Raw genomic sequence first — 18,188 nt, 5'->3', positions numbered from 1 at the left:
GACGCAGTGCTTGTCTTGAGCTTTGCACTGCCTGGGCGATCGAGCGCCGCCCGCGCGGCGCTTCGCGGCACAAGGCCGCTCCCACATCTGTTTCGGGCCAATTATGCCTGTGCTTTTGGCGCGCGCACCCTGGGTGCATGGCTGGAGATTGATAGAGACCAGCGGCGCCCCCTTCAATATCGAAGGGAACAATCAAGGCGGATAGAGGTGACTTAATAGGATGGACTGGCCCGAAACAGATGTGGGAGCGGCCTTGTGCCGCGAAGCGCCGCGCGGGCGGCGCTCGATCGCATAGGCGATGCTAAAGCCATGGCGAACACCTCGCCTTTTCTTACTGACTGGTCTTTAGGCCAAGCCCGCTCCCACCTTCAGATCATCGGTGCTTGCGCATGCCCATGTGGGCGTCGTCCATCAGCGCCTTGGCCATGTCACCCAGAAAGTGCGATGCCCAGACCAGCACCGGTTCGTTGTCCACTACCCCGATAAACGACGCCCGGCGTGAACAGTCACGCATGACTGCCAAGGGCATGCGGGCGGTGGGAGGCTTGGGTAGCGTGCAGATGGCGTGATGGTCTACCAACAGGGCGCGAAACGCGTATTCGGTGGCCTGGGTCAGGGTACTTTCCAGGTGATGCGGTCAGCTTTGCCTATGACGCACTGGGGCGGCGCCTGTACAAATACTCACGTGTTCGCGGGTAAGCCCGCTCCTGCAACGACGTAACCGGCGCCCCTGCGGCCTCCCGCTTCGCGAGACGTGAAGGCGCATGAAAGATTATTTATCAAGATAAATTCTCAATTGATGTAATTTCTCATTAGCGCACCAAGCACATCCCACGACCACTCCCCCGCCCAGGACTTGCCCCTTTGAAACGTCACCTCCCTGCCCGTCTGCTGCTGGCCGGCGCCTGCAGCGCCCTGCCTGTCGTTCACGCCGCCGACAACCTCACCCTGCCCGCGACCCAGATCGACAGCACCCGCGAAGCAGTAGACGGCATCAGCCAGGGTTACGAAGGCCGGGCATCCTCCAGTACCACCAAACTGGGCCTGACCGACAAGCAGACGCCGCAGGCGGTGACCACCATCACTCGGCAGGCACTGGACGATTTCAAGATCACCGGCATCAAGGACGCCCTGCGCGCTGCACCTTCGGTAACCGTGGAGCAAACCGAGACCGACCGCACCGAGTTCACCTCGCGCGGTTTCGATATCGATACCTTCGAATACGACGGCATGGGCATGCCCTTCGTCAGCAGCACGCTGGTCGGCGACCAGGACCTGGCCGAGTATGAGCAGATCGACGTGCTGCACGGGGCCAATGGCTTGATGAGTGGCGCCGGCAACCCGTCCGCCACGGTCAACTTCGTACGCAAGCGCCCGACCGATACCTTCCAGGCCCAGGTCGATACCAGCGTCGGTTCGTGGGACAGCCGTCGCATTGACATCGACGTGGGCGGCCCGCTGACCGACAGCGGCAATGTGCGCGGCCGTTTCATCTACTCCCACGACAAAGGCAACTCGTGGATGGACCGCTACAGCCACGAACGCAATGTGGCAGCAGGCCTACTGGCGTTCGATGTGTCCGACGCCGACACCGTGACCGTGGGCTTTTCCCAGCACAGCAGTGATTCCAACGGCAGCACCTGGGGCAACCTGCCGCTGGTCGACAGCAAGGGCAATGCCATCCACTACAGCGGGCGCAGCAACAGCATCGGCCAGCCGTGGACCTACTGGAACCTGCACACCCAGCGTGCCTTCGTCGAGCTGAAACACGATTTTGGCAATGACTGGAACGCCACCCTCACCGCCACCGGGGTGCAGGAAAAACAGAATACCAACATGCTCTACGTCGGCTCGGTGACCGGTGATGTTGCCGACGCCTATGCCAACCATACTCGCAGCGAGGCCCACCAATTGCTCGGCGAGGCCAAGGTGCAAGGGCCGTTCAGCCTGTTCGGGCGGGAGCACCAGCTGACCTTCGGCGCTGCGTATGGGCGCACGCACCAGAAAGGCCAGGAATACGACGAGGACCTGGAGCACGGCAGCGCCTTCCAGACCTCGTTCTCGGGCATTCTTGCGGGCACTACCCCCATGCCATCGTTCGGCGCTACCAGCGAAGGGCTCGGGCAAAACTTCCAGGACACGCAGAAAAGCCTGTTTGCCGGGGCACGCTTCAGCCTCGCCGATAACCTGCACTGGGTAGCCGGCGCACGCTTGCTCAGCGCCGACGGCAAGGGCGAAAGCTATGGCACCGCGCACGACACGCGCGAGCACGGCAAGGTCACCCCCTACACCGGCCTGGTCTACGACTTGAACGACGCCTGGAGCGTGTATGGCAGCTGGACCAAAATCTACAACCCCCAATACGTATCCGGTACCGACCATTCGGTACTCGACCCACTGGAGGGCAAAAGCATGGAGGTCGGCGTCAAGGGCAGCGTGATGGACGAACGCCTGCACCTGACTGCCGCGCTGTTCAAGACCGAGCAACGCAATGTGGCGGTGGATGCGGGGTATGACGGGGTTCAGGAAGTCTACACAGCAGAGGACTTCAAGAGCCACGGCGTGGAGTTGCAGGCCTCTGGCGAAGTGGTGCCGGGCCTGGACCTGCTCGGCGGCTACACCTACGTGCGCATCGACAATGACAACGGCGAGCGGGCGCGTAAATATGTGCCGACGCACAGCTTGCGCGGCATGGTCACCTATCGCCTGCCGAGCCTGCCACAGATGAAGGTGGGTGCCCGCCTCAGCTGGCAGACGGCGATCGAAAACGACGAAAACAGCGCCATTCACCAGAACGCCTATGGCCTGGTTGACCTGATGACCAGCTACGACATCGACAGCAACTGGAGCACGTCACTGAACCTGAACAACGTCACTGACCGTAAGTACCTGTTGTCGCTGTACAACAATGCGACCACCGCCAGCTACGGCGCGCCGCGCAACCTGACGGCTTCGGTGACCTGGAAGTATTGAGCGGGCCTGCACGATACCTGTGGGAGCGGGTTTACCCGCGAATGCGTCGGAAAACCACCATCGCATTCGCGGGTAAACCCGCTCCTACAGGGGACTGCGCAAGTTTCTGCATTTACGTTGCGACCACCAAGGCGATCATTCAAGGCGCCAGAAGCTCATTGAAGAAACGGATGCCCATATCGGCGTTGGTATGCACCCCCAGCACCTCCCCCGCCTCATTCTGCACCACCGTATGGCCACCTTCGATGGGCTTGCCGGTGCGTCGATCCAGCGCTCGCTTGCTGGATGGCAGGCTGAACAGCAAGCGCCCGTCACGGCTGCGCACTTGAATGTCGGCCGGATAATGCACCTGGCCAAAATCGACAGCATGGTTCAGGAAGCCATCCCAGCTGCGCGCCGGTCCATAAGGCTGCGCCATACGCATGCTCAGCCAACGCAGCTCCATGCCCAGCACCTGGACCGGGGTACCTTCGGACCTCGCCTCCCACTCAGGGGCGCTGGAGAACACCCTCACCGGCCCAGGCCAGACGATGCCACCCAACTCGGTACCCGGCGCCAGATAACACTGATGCAGCTTCCATTCGGCAAATTTGAAATGCGCACCGAAAGGAAACTCGAACTCGACCTCCCCAGGCTCGCACTTCCAACCTTCCAGTTCATGCGCAGATACGGTTTCGACAGTGGCATTGCCATGGCCCTGCCACAGTTTCAGACGCCGCACGGGCATACCCATGATGGTCCCCGGCGTGCGGTCGAACTCGGCATGGTCCAGGCTCTGTATGCCATAGGGGACGGGCTTGCCGCTGTAATCCACCCTGTCGTCAAGGTTGTCCAGGTGCACCTGGGTGCCCGCAGGCAATACCAGGTCGCCCAGCACTTCTTCATGCTCCAGCCGCGGGTTGTGCGCGCGCCACTGCTGCCAGTGGCTGAACTCCGACTCGACGTAAGGCACGCTGCCGACCGCCAGCAACACCGCCAGCAGGCCGAAGCGCCAACGCCGCGCCAGCACATACCGCCGACTACGCGGAATCAGCAGGGCAACCAGGCAGGCGCTGAGCAGCCAGAGAAACACTTCGGAAAAGATGTAGATCATGTAGCCGAGCAGCATGATCGGCATATCGACGGGAATCATGAACGTCCTTGTTAACCCTGATACACACTCAGCAGTTGGCCATTCCTGATCGATGCCCCCTTCTCGTTCGTACTCGACACCGTGCTGCTGCCCTACGACCTGACAGCCTTTTTGCCGGAAGACATGGGCGGCGATCCTTACGAGTGCACGATCAAGGGTGGGTTGAACGTGATCATGTGAAGGTAACTGCCAAGCCTACGCCGACTGGGTCGTGGTGCCTTCGGGCGCTTCGTTCGCCGCAAGGCCAGCTGGCTGGCCATCCGCGTACCAAAAAATGCAGAAGCGGGTTTACCCGCGAATGCGATGCTGATTTTACCGCTGCATTCGCGGGTGAACCCGCTCCCACAAGATCCGCGAAACGCTTGCGAGCTCGAGATACGTCAAGCCAGCGTTCGGGGCTGGAGACAGCCCCGTCAGTCGCGTACGACTGGGCTCAGTCGGCAGCTTGCACTGCTTCAGCGTCGGCGGCGGGGGCCGGGGCCGGAGCCTGCGGTTTGGCCTTCGCCCGGTTGCGCCGGTCCTGGCTACGCTGACGCGAAGCCTGTTGCTTGGCATGCAGTGCCTGGGCAGCGGTCACGGTGCCAGCGGCATGGCCAGCGAGGTCCAGGCGCGGTGCGTCCTCGACCATGCTTGCCCAGTAGCGCGCACCCCGGCACCAGGTCGAGATACCCAGTTTCAGCTGTTCGCGGGTCAGGCCAAGCAGCTCCAGGTGTTGCTCGGCATCCTTGAAAATGCCCTCCTTGAGCGGCACCTTGGGGGCCGGGTTGACCGGGAAGGCCAGTGGAAAATGCTTCTGCAAAGGCCAGATCGCAGCCACCGCCGGATCCTGCTCACGCGGCTTCGCCTGCGGGGACGGCTTGCGCTTTGGCTGTTTCGCGCTCTCGGCCTTTACCTGCTGTTTTTCCGCCCGCAGGCGGTCGCGTAGCTCTGCTAGTTGTTCAAAACCCATCGTTCAGTTCACTGCTTGAAGTTGATTGCGTGGTGCAAGGATAACCCATGCAGCCTCTTCATTGTTCGCAGGTCATCTTTCCATCAGCTGAACACCCAAAGCACGCGTGTGGGTTTGTCGGTCAGATTGGCGTAGCGAAAGCTTGCATGGGGCTGCAGCTGAAAGCTGTCACTGGCGCGCAGCGTTACCGGCTCACCGCCGCCCAGCCACACAGTCAGCTCGCCTTCAAGCACGAAGCAGCCCTGCTCCGAGCTGTCGTCCAGGTACTCCTCGCCACTGCTCGCCCCCGGCTCCAGGTGGCTGTCGAGCATGGAGAACGCACCCGTTATCGTGGGCGATGCCAGCACATCGGTAATGCCACCGGCCAAGTGCAGGGTGCGGCGCTCGTGGGGGCGGGTGACCCAATCGAGTTCACGGGGTTTGTCCAGCTTGTAGAAATAGGCGGTGGAGACACCGAGCTCTTCGCTGATGGCTGTAAGGTCGGCCACGGTCGGGCGCGATACGCCCCGCTCGACCTGGGACAGAAAGCCTACCGAGCGGCCGATGCGCTGTGCCAGCTCGCCCAGGGTCAGGCCTTTGAACTTGCGCAGGTCGCGAATCAGTACTGCCAGGCCTTCGATTTCTTCGTGCACTTTCATAGTTGAATCGCGACTTTCGGACGGGAAAAGAATGCCCTGAAAAGTACATGATTCGACTCGCAAAGCAAAATGCTTCACAGAGCAGTTGACGCGGTCACCTGTAGGAGCGGCCTTGTGTCGCGATCGGGCTGCGCAGCAGCCCCAGCGATATTTGCATGTACGCTGAAATCCTGGGGCTGCTGCGCAGCCCGATCGCGGCACAAGGCCGCTCCTACAAAGACCGCGCTAGGGATGGGAGACTTGTTCTGCCCTTAGCGCACAACCTCGTACGTCAGGTCCAGGCACTTGCGGGCTTTTTCCACCAGCTCGTCGATCTCTTCAATGCTGATGACCAGCGGCGGCGCGATGATCATGGTGTCGCCCACCGCGCGCATGATCAGCCCGTTGTCGAAGCAGTGTTGGCGACAGATCATGCCCACGCCCTTGCCTTCATAACGGGCGCGGGTGGCCTTGTCTTTCACCAGCTCGATCGCACCAAGCATGCCCAGGCCTCGTACTTCGCCTACCAGCGGGTGGTCGGCCAGCTCGCGCAGACGCTGTTGCAGGTAAGGCGCGGTTTGCTCATGCACCTGCGTGATGATCTGCTCGTCCTTCAGGATACGCAGGTTCTCCAGCCCCACTGCCGCCGCCACCGGGTGGCCGGAATAGGTGAAGCCGTGGTTGAAGTCGCCGCCTTCGCTGATCACCTTGGCCACTTCGTCGCGCACGATCACCCCCCCCATCGGGATGTAACCGGAGGTCAGGCCCTTGGCGATGGTCATCAGGTCGGGCTTGAGGTCGTAGTAGTCAGTGCCGAACCACTCACCGGTGCGGCCAAAACCGCAGATCACTTCGTCAGCAACGAACAGGATGTCGTACTTGGCAAGGATCTCCTTCACCTTCGGCCAGTAGGTCTGCGGCGGTATGATCACCCCGCCGGCGCCCTGGATCGGCTCGGCGATAAAGGCCGCGACGTTGTCTTCGCCCACTTCGAGGATCTTCTTCTCCAGCTGCTCGGCCGCCCACACACCGAAGTCGGCCTCGGTCATGTCGCCGCCCTCACCAAACCAGTAAGGCTGCGGGATGTGCACGATGTCCGGGATCACCCCGCCCTGCTGGTGCATGCCGCTCATGCCACCCAGGGCCGCGCCTGCCACGGTGGAGCCGTGGTAACCGTTGATGCGGCCGATGATCACCTTCTTGCTGCTCTGGCCTTTCAACGCCCAGTAGTGGCGGACCATGCGCAGCACAGTGTCGTTGCCTTCGGAGCCGGACCCGGTGAAGAACACATGGTTCATGCCTTGCGGGGCAACATCGGCGATGGCCTTGGCCAGTTCCAGCGCAGGCGGGTGCGCCGTCTGGAAGAACAGGTTGTAGTAAGGCAATTGCTTCATCTGCTGGCTGGCCACCTCGGCCAGCTCATCGCGGCCGTAGCCGACCGCCACGCACCACAGGCCGGCCATGCCGTCGAGAATTTTGTTGCCTTCGCTGTCCCACAGGTACACGCCCTTGGCCGAGGTGATGATGCGCGGGCCTTTCTCGGCCAGCTGTTTCACATCGCTGAACGGGGCCAGGTGATGGTCGCGGCTCAGTGCTTGCCAGGCCTGGGTTTGCGAATTCTGTTCACTCATTGTCTTCACTCCATCAAGTTGCGCAGTCGTGCTGCGCAGGTACTTTTTTGTAATTGGGGAAAGCCGTCGTTCAGGCGCTGAGCAACAGCTTCTGGCGCAGCACCGAGCGCTGCCGGCAGGCCTTGCCAAACGACTGGAAGATGGTCAGGTAATGCGGGTTATCCATGACCTGGAACTCGGGGTGCCACTGCACGGCCAGCGCGAAGCCCTTGCCGTTCTCGACCGAAATCGCCTCCACCAGGCCATCGGGTGCCAGCGCTTCTACCCTCAGCCCGGGGGCCAGTACATCGATGCCCTGGCCGTGGATGGAATTGACGTCGAAGATTGCCGGCAAACCCATGCGGTCGAGTAGCCCGCCTGGCTCCACATGCATGGTATGGCGCGGGCCGTACTGTTTTTCGATCGGTTCGCCCTTGCCTTCGCGGTGGTCCATGAATACGCCAGCCTCGTGCACCTTCTGGTACAAGGTGCCGCCCAGCGCCACGTTCATTTCCTGAAAGCCGCGGCAAATGCCCAGCACCGGTACCCCGGCGGCGATGGCCGCACGCATCAGCGGCAGCGTGGTGGCGTCACGCAGCGGGTCGTGCTGGGTGCCCTCGGCACTGGCCGGGCCGTTGTAGTGGTACGGCTCGATATTGGACGGCGAACCCGTGAAGATCAGCCCGTCCACCACATCCAGAATATCGGCGCTGTCCATAAGCTCGCCCAGGCTGGGTATCACGATGGGCAGGCCATACGCCGCCTTGGCTGCCGCGCGTGCGTACTTCTCGGCAATGGTCTGGGTGGCATGCTGCTCAATCATGCTGGTGCATGCGGTAATGCCAATAACGGGCACACGTGGCATATCTTCCTCCGGCAAATCGGTATTGCGCGTGGTGTTTGAACGTTGGAAAGGCGTCGTTTTTCGAACCGCAGCTGCTACAGGAACCAGCGGTACTCGCGGGCGTCGATGTGGCGCATGAAGTCCAGTTGCTCCTGGTACTTGTTCTCGCAATAGACCATCACGAACTCACTGCCCAGGCCTTCGTTGACCGCCGGGTGATGGCGCATGGCGGCCAGGGCACTGAGGGCATCCTTGGGGAAGTCGATGCCGCTCTGGCGGTTTTCATTCAGCGGGGCGATGGGTTCGACGCCGCGGTCCAGGCCGTGCTCCATGCCGGTCAGGATGGCTGCCAGCACCAGGTACGGGTTGGCATCGGCGCCCGCCAGGCGGTGCTCGATACGCAGGTTGCGCGGGTCGGACTCGGGGATGCGAATACACGCATCGCGGTCTTCGAAACCCCAGCTGGCTTTGCTCGCGGCATTGACCATAGCGCCATAGCGGCGGTAGGCATTGTGGTTGGGGGCAAAGATCGGCATGCAGTGCGGCAACAGCTCCAGGCAACCCGCCACCGCATGGCGCAGCTTGCGCTGTTCAGCACCGGCAAGGAGGTTGTTACCATCGGCGTCGTACAGGCTGACATGCACATGCATGCCGCTGCCAGGCGCATCCAGGTACGGCTTGCTCATGAAGCTGGCGCGGTAGCCGTGCTTCATCGCAATACCGCGGGTACTGCGGCAGAACAGCGCCGACCAGTCCGCCGCGCTCAACGCATCGTCACTGTGCGAGAAGTTGATTTCAAACTGTCCAGGGCCCAGCTCGGCAGTGATGACGTTGGCCGGCACGCCCTGCTCGTTGGCGCCGTCGACCATCTCGTGCAGCACCGACGAGAAGCGTGACAGGCGCTCGATGTGCATGTTCGGTTGATCGTCTTCGTCGCCGGTCGCCGTGTCGCGCGGGTACTGTGGCAGGCCATTGTCCAGCGTGCGGTCGAACAGGTAGAACTCCAGCTCGAACGCCACCACCGGGTGGATGCCGCGCTTGGCCAGGCGCTGCAGCACGCGGGCCAGCACCTCACGGGGCTCGAACTCGATCGGCGCTGGGGTACCGTCGGAGGTGATCAGCATCTGCGCGATCACTTCTTTTTCCCAACGCACTGGCTTCAGGGTGCCCGGCACCAGGCGCCGTGCGGCATCCGGGTCGCCGTCGGCGAAACAGTAGTCACCAATCGGGTAAAGGCCCCCTTGGGTACCCAGCAGCACGCAGTTCTGCGGCAGCTTCAGGGGTGCGCCGGCGGCGACTTTCTCCAGCATGTCCATGGGGTAGCGCTTGCCATAGAAGTGCCCGGGGATATCCAGCGCAATCAGGTCGACATACCGTATTGCCGGGTGTTCTGCGCGGAACGCGCGCACTTCAGCCAGCAGATCCGCAAAGATGACACTCATCTTCTTATCCTTGTGAGGTGAACGAATTCAATTGAAGACCCAGAGCACGCGGATGGGCTTTGCCGTCAGGTTGGCGTAACGGAACTGCGCGTGGGGTTGCAGCTGGAAGCAGTCGTTGGCTTGCAGCGTCACGGCCTCGCCGTGGTCCAGCCATACCGTCAGTTCGCCTTCAAGCACGAAACAGCCCTGCTCGGAGCGGTCGCTCAGGTAGGCCTCGCCACTGCTGGCGCCCGGTTCGAGATGGCTGTCGAGCATCGAAAAGGCGCCGGCGATGGTGGGCGACGCCAGCACATCGGTAATGCCTGCCTCAAGGTACAGCGTGCGCCGCTCGTGGGGCCGCGTGACCCAGCCGATGCCGCGCGGCTTGCTCAGGTTGTAGAAGTACGCGGTCGATACACCGAGCGCTTCACTGATGGCGGTAAGGTCAGCCACGGTCGGGCGCGACACACCGCGTTCGACCTGGGACAGGAAGCCGACTGAGCGGTTGATACGCTCGGCCAGTTCACCCAGGGTCAGGTTCTTGAATTTGCGCAGGTCGTGAATAAGGATCGCGAGGGCTTCAACCTCTTCATGCATCTTCATCGTTTCGGACTGCCGTGAAATTTTTAGAGTTATTTTTCATGAAAAATTACATGAAAATTTTCACGAGTCAAGCCGAATGTATACTGGCCACAGTTAGCTGTTTTCTTTCAGCGCCACCGTAGGTGTGACAAGAGCAATCGAAAGGCAATAGTTTATCTACTGATTTCGAAAAGCCTGGCTGCCTCCCTCACCAGGGTAACCGTTGCTAATCTGAATGCACTCAAGCAATCAGCAGTTCACACTCCGGAGGCAGCATGACAGTAGCGAAAGTTGCAATTATCACGGCCGGTGGCAGCGGCATGGGTGCCGCAGCAGCACGGCGCCTGGCGGCTGACGGTTTCAAGGTTGGCATCCTTTCCTCTTCGGGCAAGGGCGAGGCACTGGCGGCCGAACTTGGTGGCATCGGGGTAACCGGCAGCAACCAGTCGGTTGAAGACCTGCAACGCCTGGTCGACGCAGTGGTAGAGAAATGGGGCCGTATCGACGTGCTGGTCAACAGCGCCGGCCATGGCCCGCGCGCGCCGATCCTGGAGATCAGCGACGAGGACTGGCACAGAGGCATGGACACCTACCTGCTCAACGTCATTCGCCCGACGCGCCTGGTAACGCCCTACATGCAGCGCCAGAAGGGGGGCGTGATCATCAATATTTCCACTGCCTGGGCCTTCGAGCCGAGCGAACTGTTCCCGACGTCTGCCGTGTTCCGCTCGGGACTGGCAGCATTCAGCAAGATTTTTGCCGACAATTTCGCTGCCGATAACGTGCGCATCAACAACGTCCTGCCCGGCTGGATCGACAGCCTGCCGGCCACTGAACAACGCCGCGACAGCGTGCCGCTCAAACGGTATGGCACCAGCGAAGAAGTGGCCGCGACCATCGCGTTTCTGGCCAGTGATGGCGCTGCCTACATTACCGGGCAGAACATCAAGGTCGATGGCGGTGTGACACGCAGCGTCTGATTGCCGCGTCGCTCCCACAATTTCAGCACCAACACCGTACTTGTAGGAGCGGCTTTAGCCGCGAACACCGGCGCAGCCGGTGCCATCCAACGCGTCGCCTGCTTCGCGGCGGTTCGACGCCTCGACACGCCCGCTCCCACAGGGCAGGCGCCAGGTTCAGCGCCAAGTTACAACCCTACTTGCTGGCAATCGACTGATTGGCCAGGCAGCTCTGCCCGTTCAAATACCGCGACGTTTTCAGCCAGTCCTGTTGCGGGTAATAGGCAAACACATAGCTGCCGCGTTGCAGTGTCTGAATCAGCTTGCCGGCAATGGCCGGGCGTACGGCAGGGCAACCCTGGCTGCGCCCCAGGCGACCGAGGCCAGGCACCACCTTGGGGTCGGCATACGCAGCGGCGTGCATGACAATCGCCCGCGACATGCTGTTGTCATTAAAGCCCGGCTCCAGGCCCTGCAGGCGCAGCGAACGGCCGTGCTTGCCGCTGTAGGTCTGGCCGGTTTCATACAGGCCGATGGAGGACTGATAGCTGTTCGGGGCGTTGGAGAACGCCGTGGGCACATCGGCGCCGCTGTTCTTGCCATGGGCAACCCACTCTTCGAACAACAGCTTCCTGGCGCGCAGGTCGAACACCCACAGGCGTTTGTCACGCGAGGCCTTGGAGTAATCGATCACCGTCAACAGCTTGTCCCCGTCGCTGTGGCTGGCACAGTCATAGGCGGTGAGCGCCAGGGCCAGGGTCGAAAGGCTGGCTTTGGGCGCCAGTTGTTGCAACTCGGCGGCGCTAGGCAGCGATTGCGCCTGGGCGCTGTGCCAGGCACTGAGGAAAAACAGGCCAAAAGTGGCCACCGAGAGCCGCACGGCTCCCCGCAATGGTTTGAACATCGACATGGATTACCCTGTTGAAAAACTGGCTTTTCTTGCCTTGTTTGCTGCCAAAAGCGCCTACTTTGCTTGATTGCTGCAGAATTGCCGATCACTTCTTGACCAATGGCTTATGTTCTTCAGTGTCTTCTGTGCTGATTACCGTGAATTTGCCGTCGCTGCGGGTATCGCGGGTAGACGCCCAATCGGTAATCACCAGCATGGTGCCAACGTCCATCGCCGCACGTAGATGGCGGCGGAATTCCGGGTTGATGTTCAATTGGCCCAATTGCTCATACGGCGTGTCGCCGTACTCCGGGTTGCTCAGGCCCACCACCGACCATCGCAACGGTAGTGCGGCATCGAGTGCCATGGCAGATGGTTTTTGCAACAGCGAATACACCGCCATGCCACTGCGGTGCTTGCTGTTTTCCAGCGAGAGTGCCGGCGCCGAGCCAATCAACTGGCCATTGCGAAACACGTAGGCGCGCAGGTCGGCGCGGCTGATCAGGATCGACAGTGGCCCTGCGCCCGGGTCCGGGTCGTTCCAGAACTGCTGGTTGCTCAGCACCAGCGGGCCTTGGGCTTTGCCATCGCTGACCGTCGGCGCCAGCACGCCGGGGTGGTAGACCTCTACCGGGGCACTGTTGGTGTCGGAAACAATCACCGTGGTCGAACTGAAACCGGTGACTTCATACAGCTTCTTGGCAAAGCCCATCGGCAAACGCACGCAACCATGCGACGCGGGGTAACCCGGCAGATGGCCAGCGTGCAGGGCAATACCGTCCCACGTCAGCCGCTCCATGTAAGGCATGGGTGCACTGTTGTAGAGGCTGGATTTGTGCTCGACCTTTTTCTGCAGAATGCTGAACACCCCAGTCGGGGTTTCCCGGCCGGCCTTGCCGCTGCTGACGGTACTGACGCCAATGGCGATGCCATTGCGGTAAACGTAGGCGCGTTGCTCGGTGAGGCTGACCACCACGGTGACCGGCCCCACCGGCGAAACCTGTGGGTACCAGAGAAACTGGCCAGGCTTGAGGCTTTCAAGCTGGCTTCTGAGTGCTGCCGGGGTGGGCACCTGCAGGGGTGCTGCGTCAGCCAATGCGACAGCCAGTAACAAACCCAGCCCGAGCGGTACATGCAACATCGAATAGCCCCCTGATACGCCTGCGGCCAGCTTAGCCGCAACGCGCCCCGCCAGCCACTTGCTCAACGCACCATGCCCCCTCTGACGAGCAGTACAGCAACCCGTTCTGGCCCGAGTGGTAACAACCGTGCACACATAATGTGCACAAACTTCCCACCTCAGGACGCTGAACGCTACGGAGCAATTGGCCATCCAGCCCGGAAGCCGCGAACTCCCTGCGCGTTACAGAGTGGTACGAATCTTGTTTGTATACAAAACCAAAAATAAAAGTACACAACCATCATGGAGTCCCGATGGCGTCGATTTCGCGTTCCGATGTTAGCCCGCTGGGTGCCCTCCCCACCGACACGACCGCGCCCGGTCAGGTGGCGTTGAGCCCACGCTTGTACAGTGCCGACCTTGCGCCCACCCGCGCAGCCAATCGCACCTGGGGGCGCTACAGCCTGTTTGCGCTGTGGACCAACGATGTGCACAACATGGCCAACTACTCCTTCGCCATCGGCCTCTTCGCTTTAGGCATGAGCGGCGCGCAGATTCTCGCAGCCTTCGCCTTGGGCGCACTTGTGATCTACGGCCTGATGAACCTGTCCGGCTACATGGGCCAGAAGACTGGCCTGCCCTACCCGGTCATGTGCCGGATCAGCTTCGGCATCCATGGTGCGCAGATCCCGGCACTGATTCGCGCAGTGATCGCCATCGCCTGGTTCGGTATCCAGACCTACCTCGCTTCGGTCGTGCTGCGCGTGCTGCTCATCGCCATCGCGCCGGACCTCAAGGCTTACGACCTGAACGCGATCCTTGGCCTGTCGACCCTGGGCTGGGTTACCTTCCTCGGTATCTGGTGCGTGCAGGTGGCCATTTTTGCCTACGGCATGGAAATGGTGCGCCGTTTCGAATCGTTTGCCGGGCCGATCATTCTGGTGGCCTTCGCCAGCCTGGCGGGCTGGATGTACTGGCGCAGCGGCCTGTCGATCGCCTGGTCCAGCGGCAACGCGCCAAGCGGCTCCGCCATGTGGTTGAAAGTGCTCGGTGCCGCCGCCCTGTGGGTATCGCTGTACGGCACCATGATCCTCAACTTCTGCGACTTTACCCGCAACTGCCCGGACCGCCGCACCATCAGCGTCGGCAACTTCTGGGGCCTGCCGGTCAACATGCTCGGCTTTGCGTTGATTGCGGTGGTGCTGGCCGGGGCGCAGTTCAGCATCGACGGCAAGCTGGTACAGGGCCCGACCGAAATCGTCGCGGCCATCCCCAACACCGCCGGCCTGGTACTGGCCTGCCTGGCGTTCCTGATCGTGACCGTGGCGGTGAACATCATGGCCAACTTCGTCGCCCCGGCCTTTGTACTCACCAACCTGGCGCCCAACCTGCTGAACTTCCGCCGCGCCGGCCTGCTAAGCGCTGCCATCGCGGTAGTGATCCTGCCCTGGCACCTGTACAACAGCCCGTCGGTGATCGTGTACTTCCTCGGCGGCCTGGGCGCCCTGCTCGGCCCGCTGTACGGCATCATCGTCACCGACTACTACCTGGTACGCCGCAGCCGGGTGAACCTGCCGGAGCTGTACAGCGAGAGCAAACAGGCGGCCTATCACTACACCGGCGGGGTCAACCTGCGCGCAGTAGCGGCGTTCATCCCGGCTGCATTGATCGCCATCGTGCTGGCGCTGGTGCCGGCGTTCGAGACGCTGTCGCAGTTCTCCTGGTTCTTCGGCGCCGGCCTGGGCGCGCTGATCCATTACGCCATCGCCAACCGCAGCGCCCGCTACACCGAGGTTTGCGGTGAATGTATTGCGGTGGAGAGTGCGCATCACTGACTCGGGGGCGGCAGCGGGTTCAATGGAATTGGGGGCCGCTTTGCGCCCCTTCGCGGGCACGCCCGCGAAGGGCTGCAAAGCCGCCCGAACAAAGCCACTGACGCTTAATTGACTGGCATCAGCCCTACCGCTGTAGGAGCGGGTTTACCCGCGAACACGGGCGTAGCCGATGCCAGGCAGATCTGTTTACAGGGCGGCTTGAGCTTTGCGTGTGCTCGCTCAGGTCTTTAAGCTGTAATCATCAATACGGATTACCTTTCCGCCAGGGGCCAACCATTGTCTACAGATCCGCTATGTCTCGTTTTCGTACCCGCGCTTGTTACTCTGCTCAAAGCGGCAGAGGATCGTAAAGGCTCCGCACTCAGCGAGCCTGAGGTGCTTGAAATTCGTGATAATGCAACCGCGACGGCAGTGCCGTTCAGTGTCGCCTTCGCGATGGAAGAAGAGCGGGGTTATAGAGACATCGTTCCAGAAGAATGCTGGATGGAATGGCAGCAGGTACGCACCTCTTTCTGATCACCCTTGCTCACACAACCGTTCGGGGCCGGAAAATGGCCAGGCCCCGCTTCTGCACAGTCTGCTAAGGGTCGATAGCAGACGCTCACGACCGGCTGCTTTCGACCCAAAGCGGACATTCCCATAGCCAAGACGATGGGTAGACCAAGCTTACACCTGGCCGGCACGCATGTCGGGAGGGCTGCCTTAAGCATTACGCGAGTATAGGGCGAAGGCCACTATCAGGTTCATCGTCGATTTCCGCCATGCTCAGTCGCGATGTTTCGGGCAACAACAACGAGCACAACGCGACTAATGCCAGCGCGCCAGCTCCATACAACGCCACGCCTAGCGGATTGTGGTCAGTAAAGATAAGGATTGCAGTGGCGATGCTAGATGCCGTGCCGCCGCCCAGTGCTGCACCGATCTGATAGCTGGCCGAGATTCCGGAGTACCGCATATTGCGCGGGAACTGCTCCCCCAGAAACGATGGTATGGGACCTTGGGTTGCGCCCATCAGCAGACCGGTCAAGCTGTAGGCGAACACGGCAATACCGAAGCTCATCATGCCTACCAGTTCGAAGAAGATGAACAGCCCGAGCGCCATAACCACAGCACCGAACACCATTACCGTGCGCCGGCCCAGACGGTCGGACAGGTAGCCGAACAGCGGCGCGGAGAACACGATTGCGATCGACAAGGTAAGGTCGAACATCAACGCCTGGGTGCTGCCGAAGCCCACCTGGGTAGCGTAGGTCAGGAAGAAGGTGCTGCCGATATAGGCGATGGTGCAGTAGCCGAAGGCGATTCCAGTGCACAGCAGCAGCTGGCGTGGACGCTGCCGCAAGGCATCGGCCAACGGTGCGCGGACCGCCTTCAGCGTGGGGGCGGCGACCGGTACCGCAGTTTTCAGGCGCGCATACAGGCCGATCAGCACCAGCGTGCCACCGAGCCAGAACGGGATGCGCCAGGCAAAGTCCACCAGGTTGTTGTTGAAGGCGGCACTGACGATGGCGAACACCGCAGCGCCGAGGATGCCACCGACGCCGATGCCCATGCTCGTGAAGCTGCCCCACAACCCTCGCCTGCCTGGCGGCGCCGACTCGATGCCGAACAGCGCGGCACCGCCCCATTCACCACCGGCGGCAAAGCCTTGGATCAGGCGCAACAGCACAAGAAGGATCGGGGCAGCGACGCCGACACTGGCATGGCTTGGCAAGCAACCGATGAGGAAGGTGCTCAGGCCCATGAGCAGCAAGGTCGCGACCAGCACCTTTTGGCGACCGATGCGGTCACCGTAGTGGCCGAACACCAAACCGCCCAGCGGACGGGCGAAGAAGCCGGCACCAAAGGCGCTGAAGGCCACCAAGGTCGCGGTCAGGTGGTCCATTTGCGGGAAGAACACTTGGGGAAACACCAGCGCAGCCGCGGTGCCGTAGATGATGAAGTCATAGAACTCCAGCGCAGTGCCCATGCCGGAGACGCAGAAAGTCCGCAGCGCAGACCGGGACGACGCAGGGTTGGAATGTTCCGCATGCATTGTTGTTCTCGTTGTCAGCGGGTGCCGCCCTGTTCAAGCAGCACCGGGTGGGCTCAGAAACGTTCGAAGCCAGCCTTGGCCAGTTGCAGCGGCGTGCCCGCTGCGTATTCCAGCGCGCAGCGCTCGGTATCGATCCCCACGCTCAGCAGGGTTTCCCAACGCTCGGTATCGGGCATGGCCATGTCCGGGTGGAAGCAGATCGGTGCGCTGTCGCCTTGCGCGCCGCACATGGCTTCGGCACGGGCGCGCAGATTGGCGCTACCCATCTGGCCGATCACCTGCTCCAGGTGCCCCAGACGACACTGGGTGTCGGCGCGGTCGGCAACCTGTTCGCCCAGGCTCAGCTGCGGGTCGAGGAAGTGGTTGGTGTGCAGCAACCAGCCGTCTTCACGCGGCAGTACCAGCGCCGTGCTCTCAGGGCTTAGCTCGATGCTGACGGCGCGCGGGCTGCTGTCCTCGCGGGAGAACACGGTGAGCACGGTGGAGGCGCTGACCCGCGCCGAACGGGCCAGTTCGATGGCTTCCTCGACACTGCTGGCGTCTTCGAGCAGACGGCGGGCAATCGCGTGCACTGGCACACCCCCGCTGTCGTTGTCGCTGGTGTGATGGAGGATGTTGAAATGCAGGCCCAGACCTGCGCTGTTCACCCCCAGCTTGGCGAGCATGCCGAATTCGCAGAACAGCTTGACGTTCATGCCACGCTCGGTGTGCAGCGCCAGCATCAGGCCGTGGGGGCAGAGGCTGTCGTGCCAGTCCCAGGTCTGCAAGGTCTGCGGCGCACGCGGCCCGCGCGGCGCATGCACAGTGGTGGAACATTCGCTGTGACGGGTGCGCGCCGCCAGCACCTCGGTACGGGCGTTCAGGCTTGCCAGCTGCCACAACGGCAGGTCGGCGCCGCTGGCCATACCGATCACCTCGGCCGCCAGGTTCGGGCTCCAGGCTTCCAGGGCGGCCAGGCTGCTTTCACCGATGCGCTGCGCCTCACGCAGGGACACGCCCACCCGCGGGAAGAAGTTCAGGTACAGCTGGGTGGTATGGCGGATCTGCTCGGCGAAGCGCTCGCCGATCTGACGACCACGTTCGGCGGGCGTGCGGATATCGGTGACTAGGGTGTGAATCTTCACTGCGGGGAACTCCTGGTACAGCAGGCTCGAGGCATCGTTGCTGTTCTGGAAAGAGTGAGGCCGCCTCGCCCACCTGGTGCATGTACCTGCCGTGAGAG

Annotated in this window: 16 protein-coding genes and 1 pseudogene; 5 read left to right on the top strand and 12 right to left on the bottom strand. The window is 61.9% G+C overall.

The genetic code is table 11. The features are described 5' to 3' along the window. Positions 1 to 373: 373 nt before the first annotated feature. Positions 374 to 514 carry a DUF3077 domain-containing protein gene (locus tag ACIP02_RS23185; RefSeq protein ID WP_400621120.1) on the bottom strand — a complete coding sequence of 47 codons (141 nt, stop codon included), beginning with the start codon at positions 512 to 514 and terminating at the stop codon, positions 374 to 376. 377 nt (positions 515 to 891) lie between these two features. On the opposite strand from ACIP02_RS23185, the gene ACIP02_RS23180 reads away from it, so the two are divergent. Continuing rightward, positions 892 to 2,973: a TonB-dependent siderophore receptor gene (locus tag ACIP02_RS23180; protein WP_400621268.1), complete on the top strand. Its 2,082-nt coding sequence runs from the start codon at positions 892 to 894 to the stop codon at positions 2,971 to 2,973. Between the two features lie 139 nt (positions 2,974 to 3,112). Here the strand turns inward: ACIP02_RS23180 and ACIP02_RS23175 are convergent, their stop codons facing one another. Beyond that, positions 3,113 to 4,105, bottom strand: coding sequence for a hypothetical protein (locus tag ACIP02_RS23175; protein WP_400621117.1), 993 nt, complete (start codon positions 4,103 to 4,105; stop codon positions 3,113 to 3,115). Positions 4,106 to 4,141: 36 nt separating this feature from the next. Between ACIP02_RS23175 and ACIP02_RS23170 the strand changes: the two are divergent. Next, positions 4,142 to 4,285: pseudogene (locus ACIP02_RS23170) on the top strand (YceK/YidQ family lipoprotein); the annotation flags it as partial. 253 nt (positions 4,286 to 4,538) lie between these two features. Here the strand turns inward: ACIP02_RS23170 and ACIP02_RS23165 are convergent. From ACIP02_RS23165 to ACIP02_RS23140, 6 genes are all read right to left on the bottom strand, one after another. Beyond that, positions 4,539 to 5,054 (bottom strand): ProQ/FinO family protein, encoded by a 516-nt coding sequence (locus ACIP02_RS23165; RefSeq protein WP_400621114.1) that lies wholly within the window; start codon positions 5,052 to 5,054, stop codon positions 4,539 to 4,541. Positions 5,055 to 5,137: 83 nt separating this feature from the next. Further along, positions 5,138 to 5,692 carry a helix-turn-helix domain-containing protein gene (locus ACIP02_RS23160; RefSeq protein ID WP_016485777.1) on the bottom strand — a complete coding sequence of 185 codons (555 nt, stop codon included), beginning with the start codon at positions 5,690 to 5,692 and terminating at the stop codon, positions 5,138 to 5,140. A 251-nt stretch (positions 5,693 to 5,943) separates the two neighbouring features. After that, the gene (locus ACIP02_RS23155; RefSeq protein ID WP_400621111.1) at positions 5,944 to 7,302 is read right to left on the bottom strand and encodes an aspartate aminotransferase family protein; all 1,359 of its coding nucleotides are present in this window, start codon (positions 7,300 to 7,302) and stop codon (positions 5,944 to 5,946) included. Positions 7,303 to 7,372: 70 nt separating this feature from the next. Continuing rightward, on the bottom strand, positions 7,373 to 8,146 hold the full coding sequence (locus tag ACIP02_RS23150) for a gamma-glutamyl-gamma-aminobutyrate hydrolase family protein (protein ID WP_400621109.1): 774 nt from the start codon (positions 8,144 to 8,146) through the stop codon (positions 7,373 to 7,375). A 74-nt stretch (positions 8,147 to 8,220) separates the two neighbouring features. Then, positions 8,221 to 9,567 (bottom strand): glutamine synthetase family protein, encoded by a 1,347-nt coding sequence (locus ACIP02_RS23145; protein ID WP_400621106.1) that lies wholly within the window; start codon positions 9,565 to 9,567, stop codon positions 8,221 to 8,223. A 27-nt stretch (positions 9,568 to 9,594) separates the two neighbouring features. Continuing rightward, positions 9,595 to 10,149: a helix-turn-helix domain-containing protein gene (locus ACIP02_RS23140; RefSeq protein WP_400621103.1), complete on the bottom strand. Its 555-nt coding sequence runs from the start codon at positions 10,147 to 10,149 to the stop codon at positions 9,595 to 9,597. A gap of 254 nt (positions 10,150 to 10,403) precedes the next feature. Here ACIP02_RS23140 and ACIP02_RS23135 point away from each other — a divergent pair, with 254 nt between their 5' ends. Next, positions 10,404 to 11,108 carry an SDR family oxidoreductase gene (locus ACIP02_RS23135; protein ID WP_400621102.1) on the top strand — a complete coding sequence of 235 codons (705 nt, stop codon included), beginning with the start codon at positions 10,404 to 10,406 and terminating at the stop codon, positions 11,106 to 11,108. A 175-nt stretch (positions 11,109 to 11,283) separates the two neighbouring features. On the opposite strand, the gene ACIP02_RS23130 is transcribed toward ACIP02_RS23135, so the two are convergent. Both ACIP02_RS23130 and ACIP02_RS23125 read right to left on the bottom strand, forming a co-directional pair. Then, positions 11,284 to 11,991 (bottom strand): murein L,D-transpeptidase catalytic domain family protein, encoded by a 708-nt coding sequence (locus ACIP02_RS23130; RefSeq protein WP_400621266.1) that lies wholly within the window; start codon positions 11,989 to 11,991, stop codon positions 11,284 to 11,286. Between the two features lie 91 nt (positions 11,992 to 12,082). After that, positions 12,083 to 13,117, bottom strand: coding sequence for a L,D-transpeptidase (locus ACIP02_RS23125; RefSeq protein WP_400621099.1), 1,035 nt, complete (start codon positions 13,115 to 13,117; stop codon positions 12,083 to 12,085). A gap of 293 nt (positions 13,118 to 13,410) precedes the next feature. Here ACIP02_RS23125 and ACIP02_RS23120 point away from each other — a divergent pair, with 293 nt between their 5' ends. Then, on the top strand, positions 13,411 to 14,931 hold the full coding sequence (locus ACIP02_RS23120; protein ID WP_400621096.1) for an NCS1 family nucleobase:cation symporter-1: 1,521 nt from the start codon (positions 13,411 to 13,413) through the stop codon (positions 14,929 to 14,931). A gap of 276 nt (positions 14,932 to 15,207) precedes the next feature. Beyond that, a complete protein-coding gene (locus ACIP02_RS23115; protein ID WP_400621094.1) occupies positions 15,208 to 15,447 on the top strand; it encodes a hypothetical protein in 240 nt (79 codons plus the stop codon). 193 nt (positions 15,448 to 15,640) lie between these two features. On the opposite strand, the gene ACIP02_RS23110 is transcribed toward ACIP02_RS23115, so the two are convergent. Together ACIP02_RS23110 and ACIP02_RS23105 are read right to left on the bottom strand one after the other, a co-directional pair. Continuing rightward, positions 15,641 to 16,966 carry an MFS transporter gene (locus ACIP02_RS23110; protein ID WP_400621092.1) on the bottom strand — a complete coding sequence of 442 codons (1,326 nt, stop codon included), beginning with the start codon at positions 16,964 to 16,966 and terminating at the stop codon, positions 15,641 to 15,643. Between the two features lie 53 nt (positions 16,967 to 17,019). Further along, positions 17,020 to 18,090: a C45 family autoproteolytic acyltransferase/hydolase gene (locus ACIP02_RS23105; protein WP_400621090.1), complete on the bottom strand. Its 1,071-nt coding sequence runs from the start codon at positions 18,088 to 18,090 to the stop codon at positions 17,020 to 17,022. Positions 18,091 to 18,188 lie beyond the last annotated feature (98 nt).

Origin of the sequence: Pseudomonas sp. NPDC089408 (assembly GCF_044749445.1) — a bacterium.
GTDB lineage: Bacteria > Pseudomonadota > Gammaproteobacteria > Pseudomonadales > Pseudomonadaceae > Aquipseudomonas.
This window is presented reverse-complemented; position numbering and strand designations above follow the sequence as displayed.

Coding starts and splice junctions, on each gene's coding strand:
- ACIP02_RS23185 (WP_400621120.1), bottom strand. CDS start 514: ATGCGTGACTGTTCACGCCGGGCGTCGTTTATCGGGGTAGTGGACAAC.
- ACIP02_RS23175 (WP_400621117.1), bottom strand. CDS start 4,105: ATGATTCCCGTCGATATGCCGATCATGCTGCTCGGCTACATGATCTAC.
- ACIP02_RS23165 (WP_400621114.1), bottom strand. CDS start 5,054: ATGGGTTTTGAACAACTAGCAGAGCTACGCGACCGCCTGCGGGCGGAA.
- ACIP02_RS23160 (WP_016485777.1), bottom strand. CDS start 5,692: ATGAAAGTGCACGAAGAAATCGAAGGCCTGGCAGTACTGATTCGCGAC.
- ACIP02_RS23155 (WP_400621111.1), bottom strand. CDS start 7,302: ATGAGTGAACAGAATTCGCAAACCCAGGCCTGGCAAGCACTGAGCCGC.
- ACIP02_RS23150 (WP_400621109.1), bottom strand. CDS start 8,146: ATGCCACGTGTGCCCGTTATTGGCATTACCGCATGCACCAGCATGATT.
- ACIP02_RS23145 (WP_400621106.1), bottom strand. CDS start 9,567: ATGAGTGTCATCTTTGCGGATCTGCTGGCTGAAGTGCGCGCGTTCCGC.
- ACIP02_RS23140 (WP_400621103.1), bottom strand. CDS start 10,149: ATGAAGATGCATGAAGAGGTTGAAGCCCTCGCGATCCTTATTCACGAC.
- ACIP02_RS23135 (WP_400621102.1), top strand. CDS start 10,404: ATGACAGTAGCGAAAGTTGCAATTATCACGGCCGGTGGCAGCGGCATG.
- ACIP02_RS23130 (WP_400621266.1), bottom strand. CDS start 11,991: ATGTTCAAACCATTGCGGGGAGCCGTGCGGCTCTCGGTGGCCACTTTT.
- ACIP02_RS23125 (WP_400621099.1), bottom strand. CDS start 13,117: ATGTTGCATGTACCGCTCGGGCTGGGTTTGTTACTGGCTGTCGCATTG.
- ACIP02_RS23120 (WP_400621096.1), top strand. CDS start 13,411: ATGGCGTCGATTTCGCGTTCCGATGTTAGCCCGCTGGGTGCCCTCCCC.
- ACIP02_RS23110 (WP_400621092.1), bottom strand. CDS start 16,966: ATGCATGCGGAACATTCCAACCCTGCGTCGTCCCGGTCTGCGCTGCGG.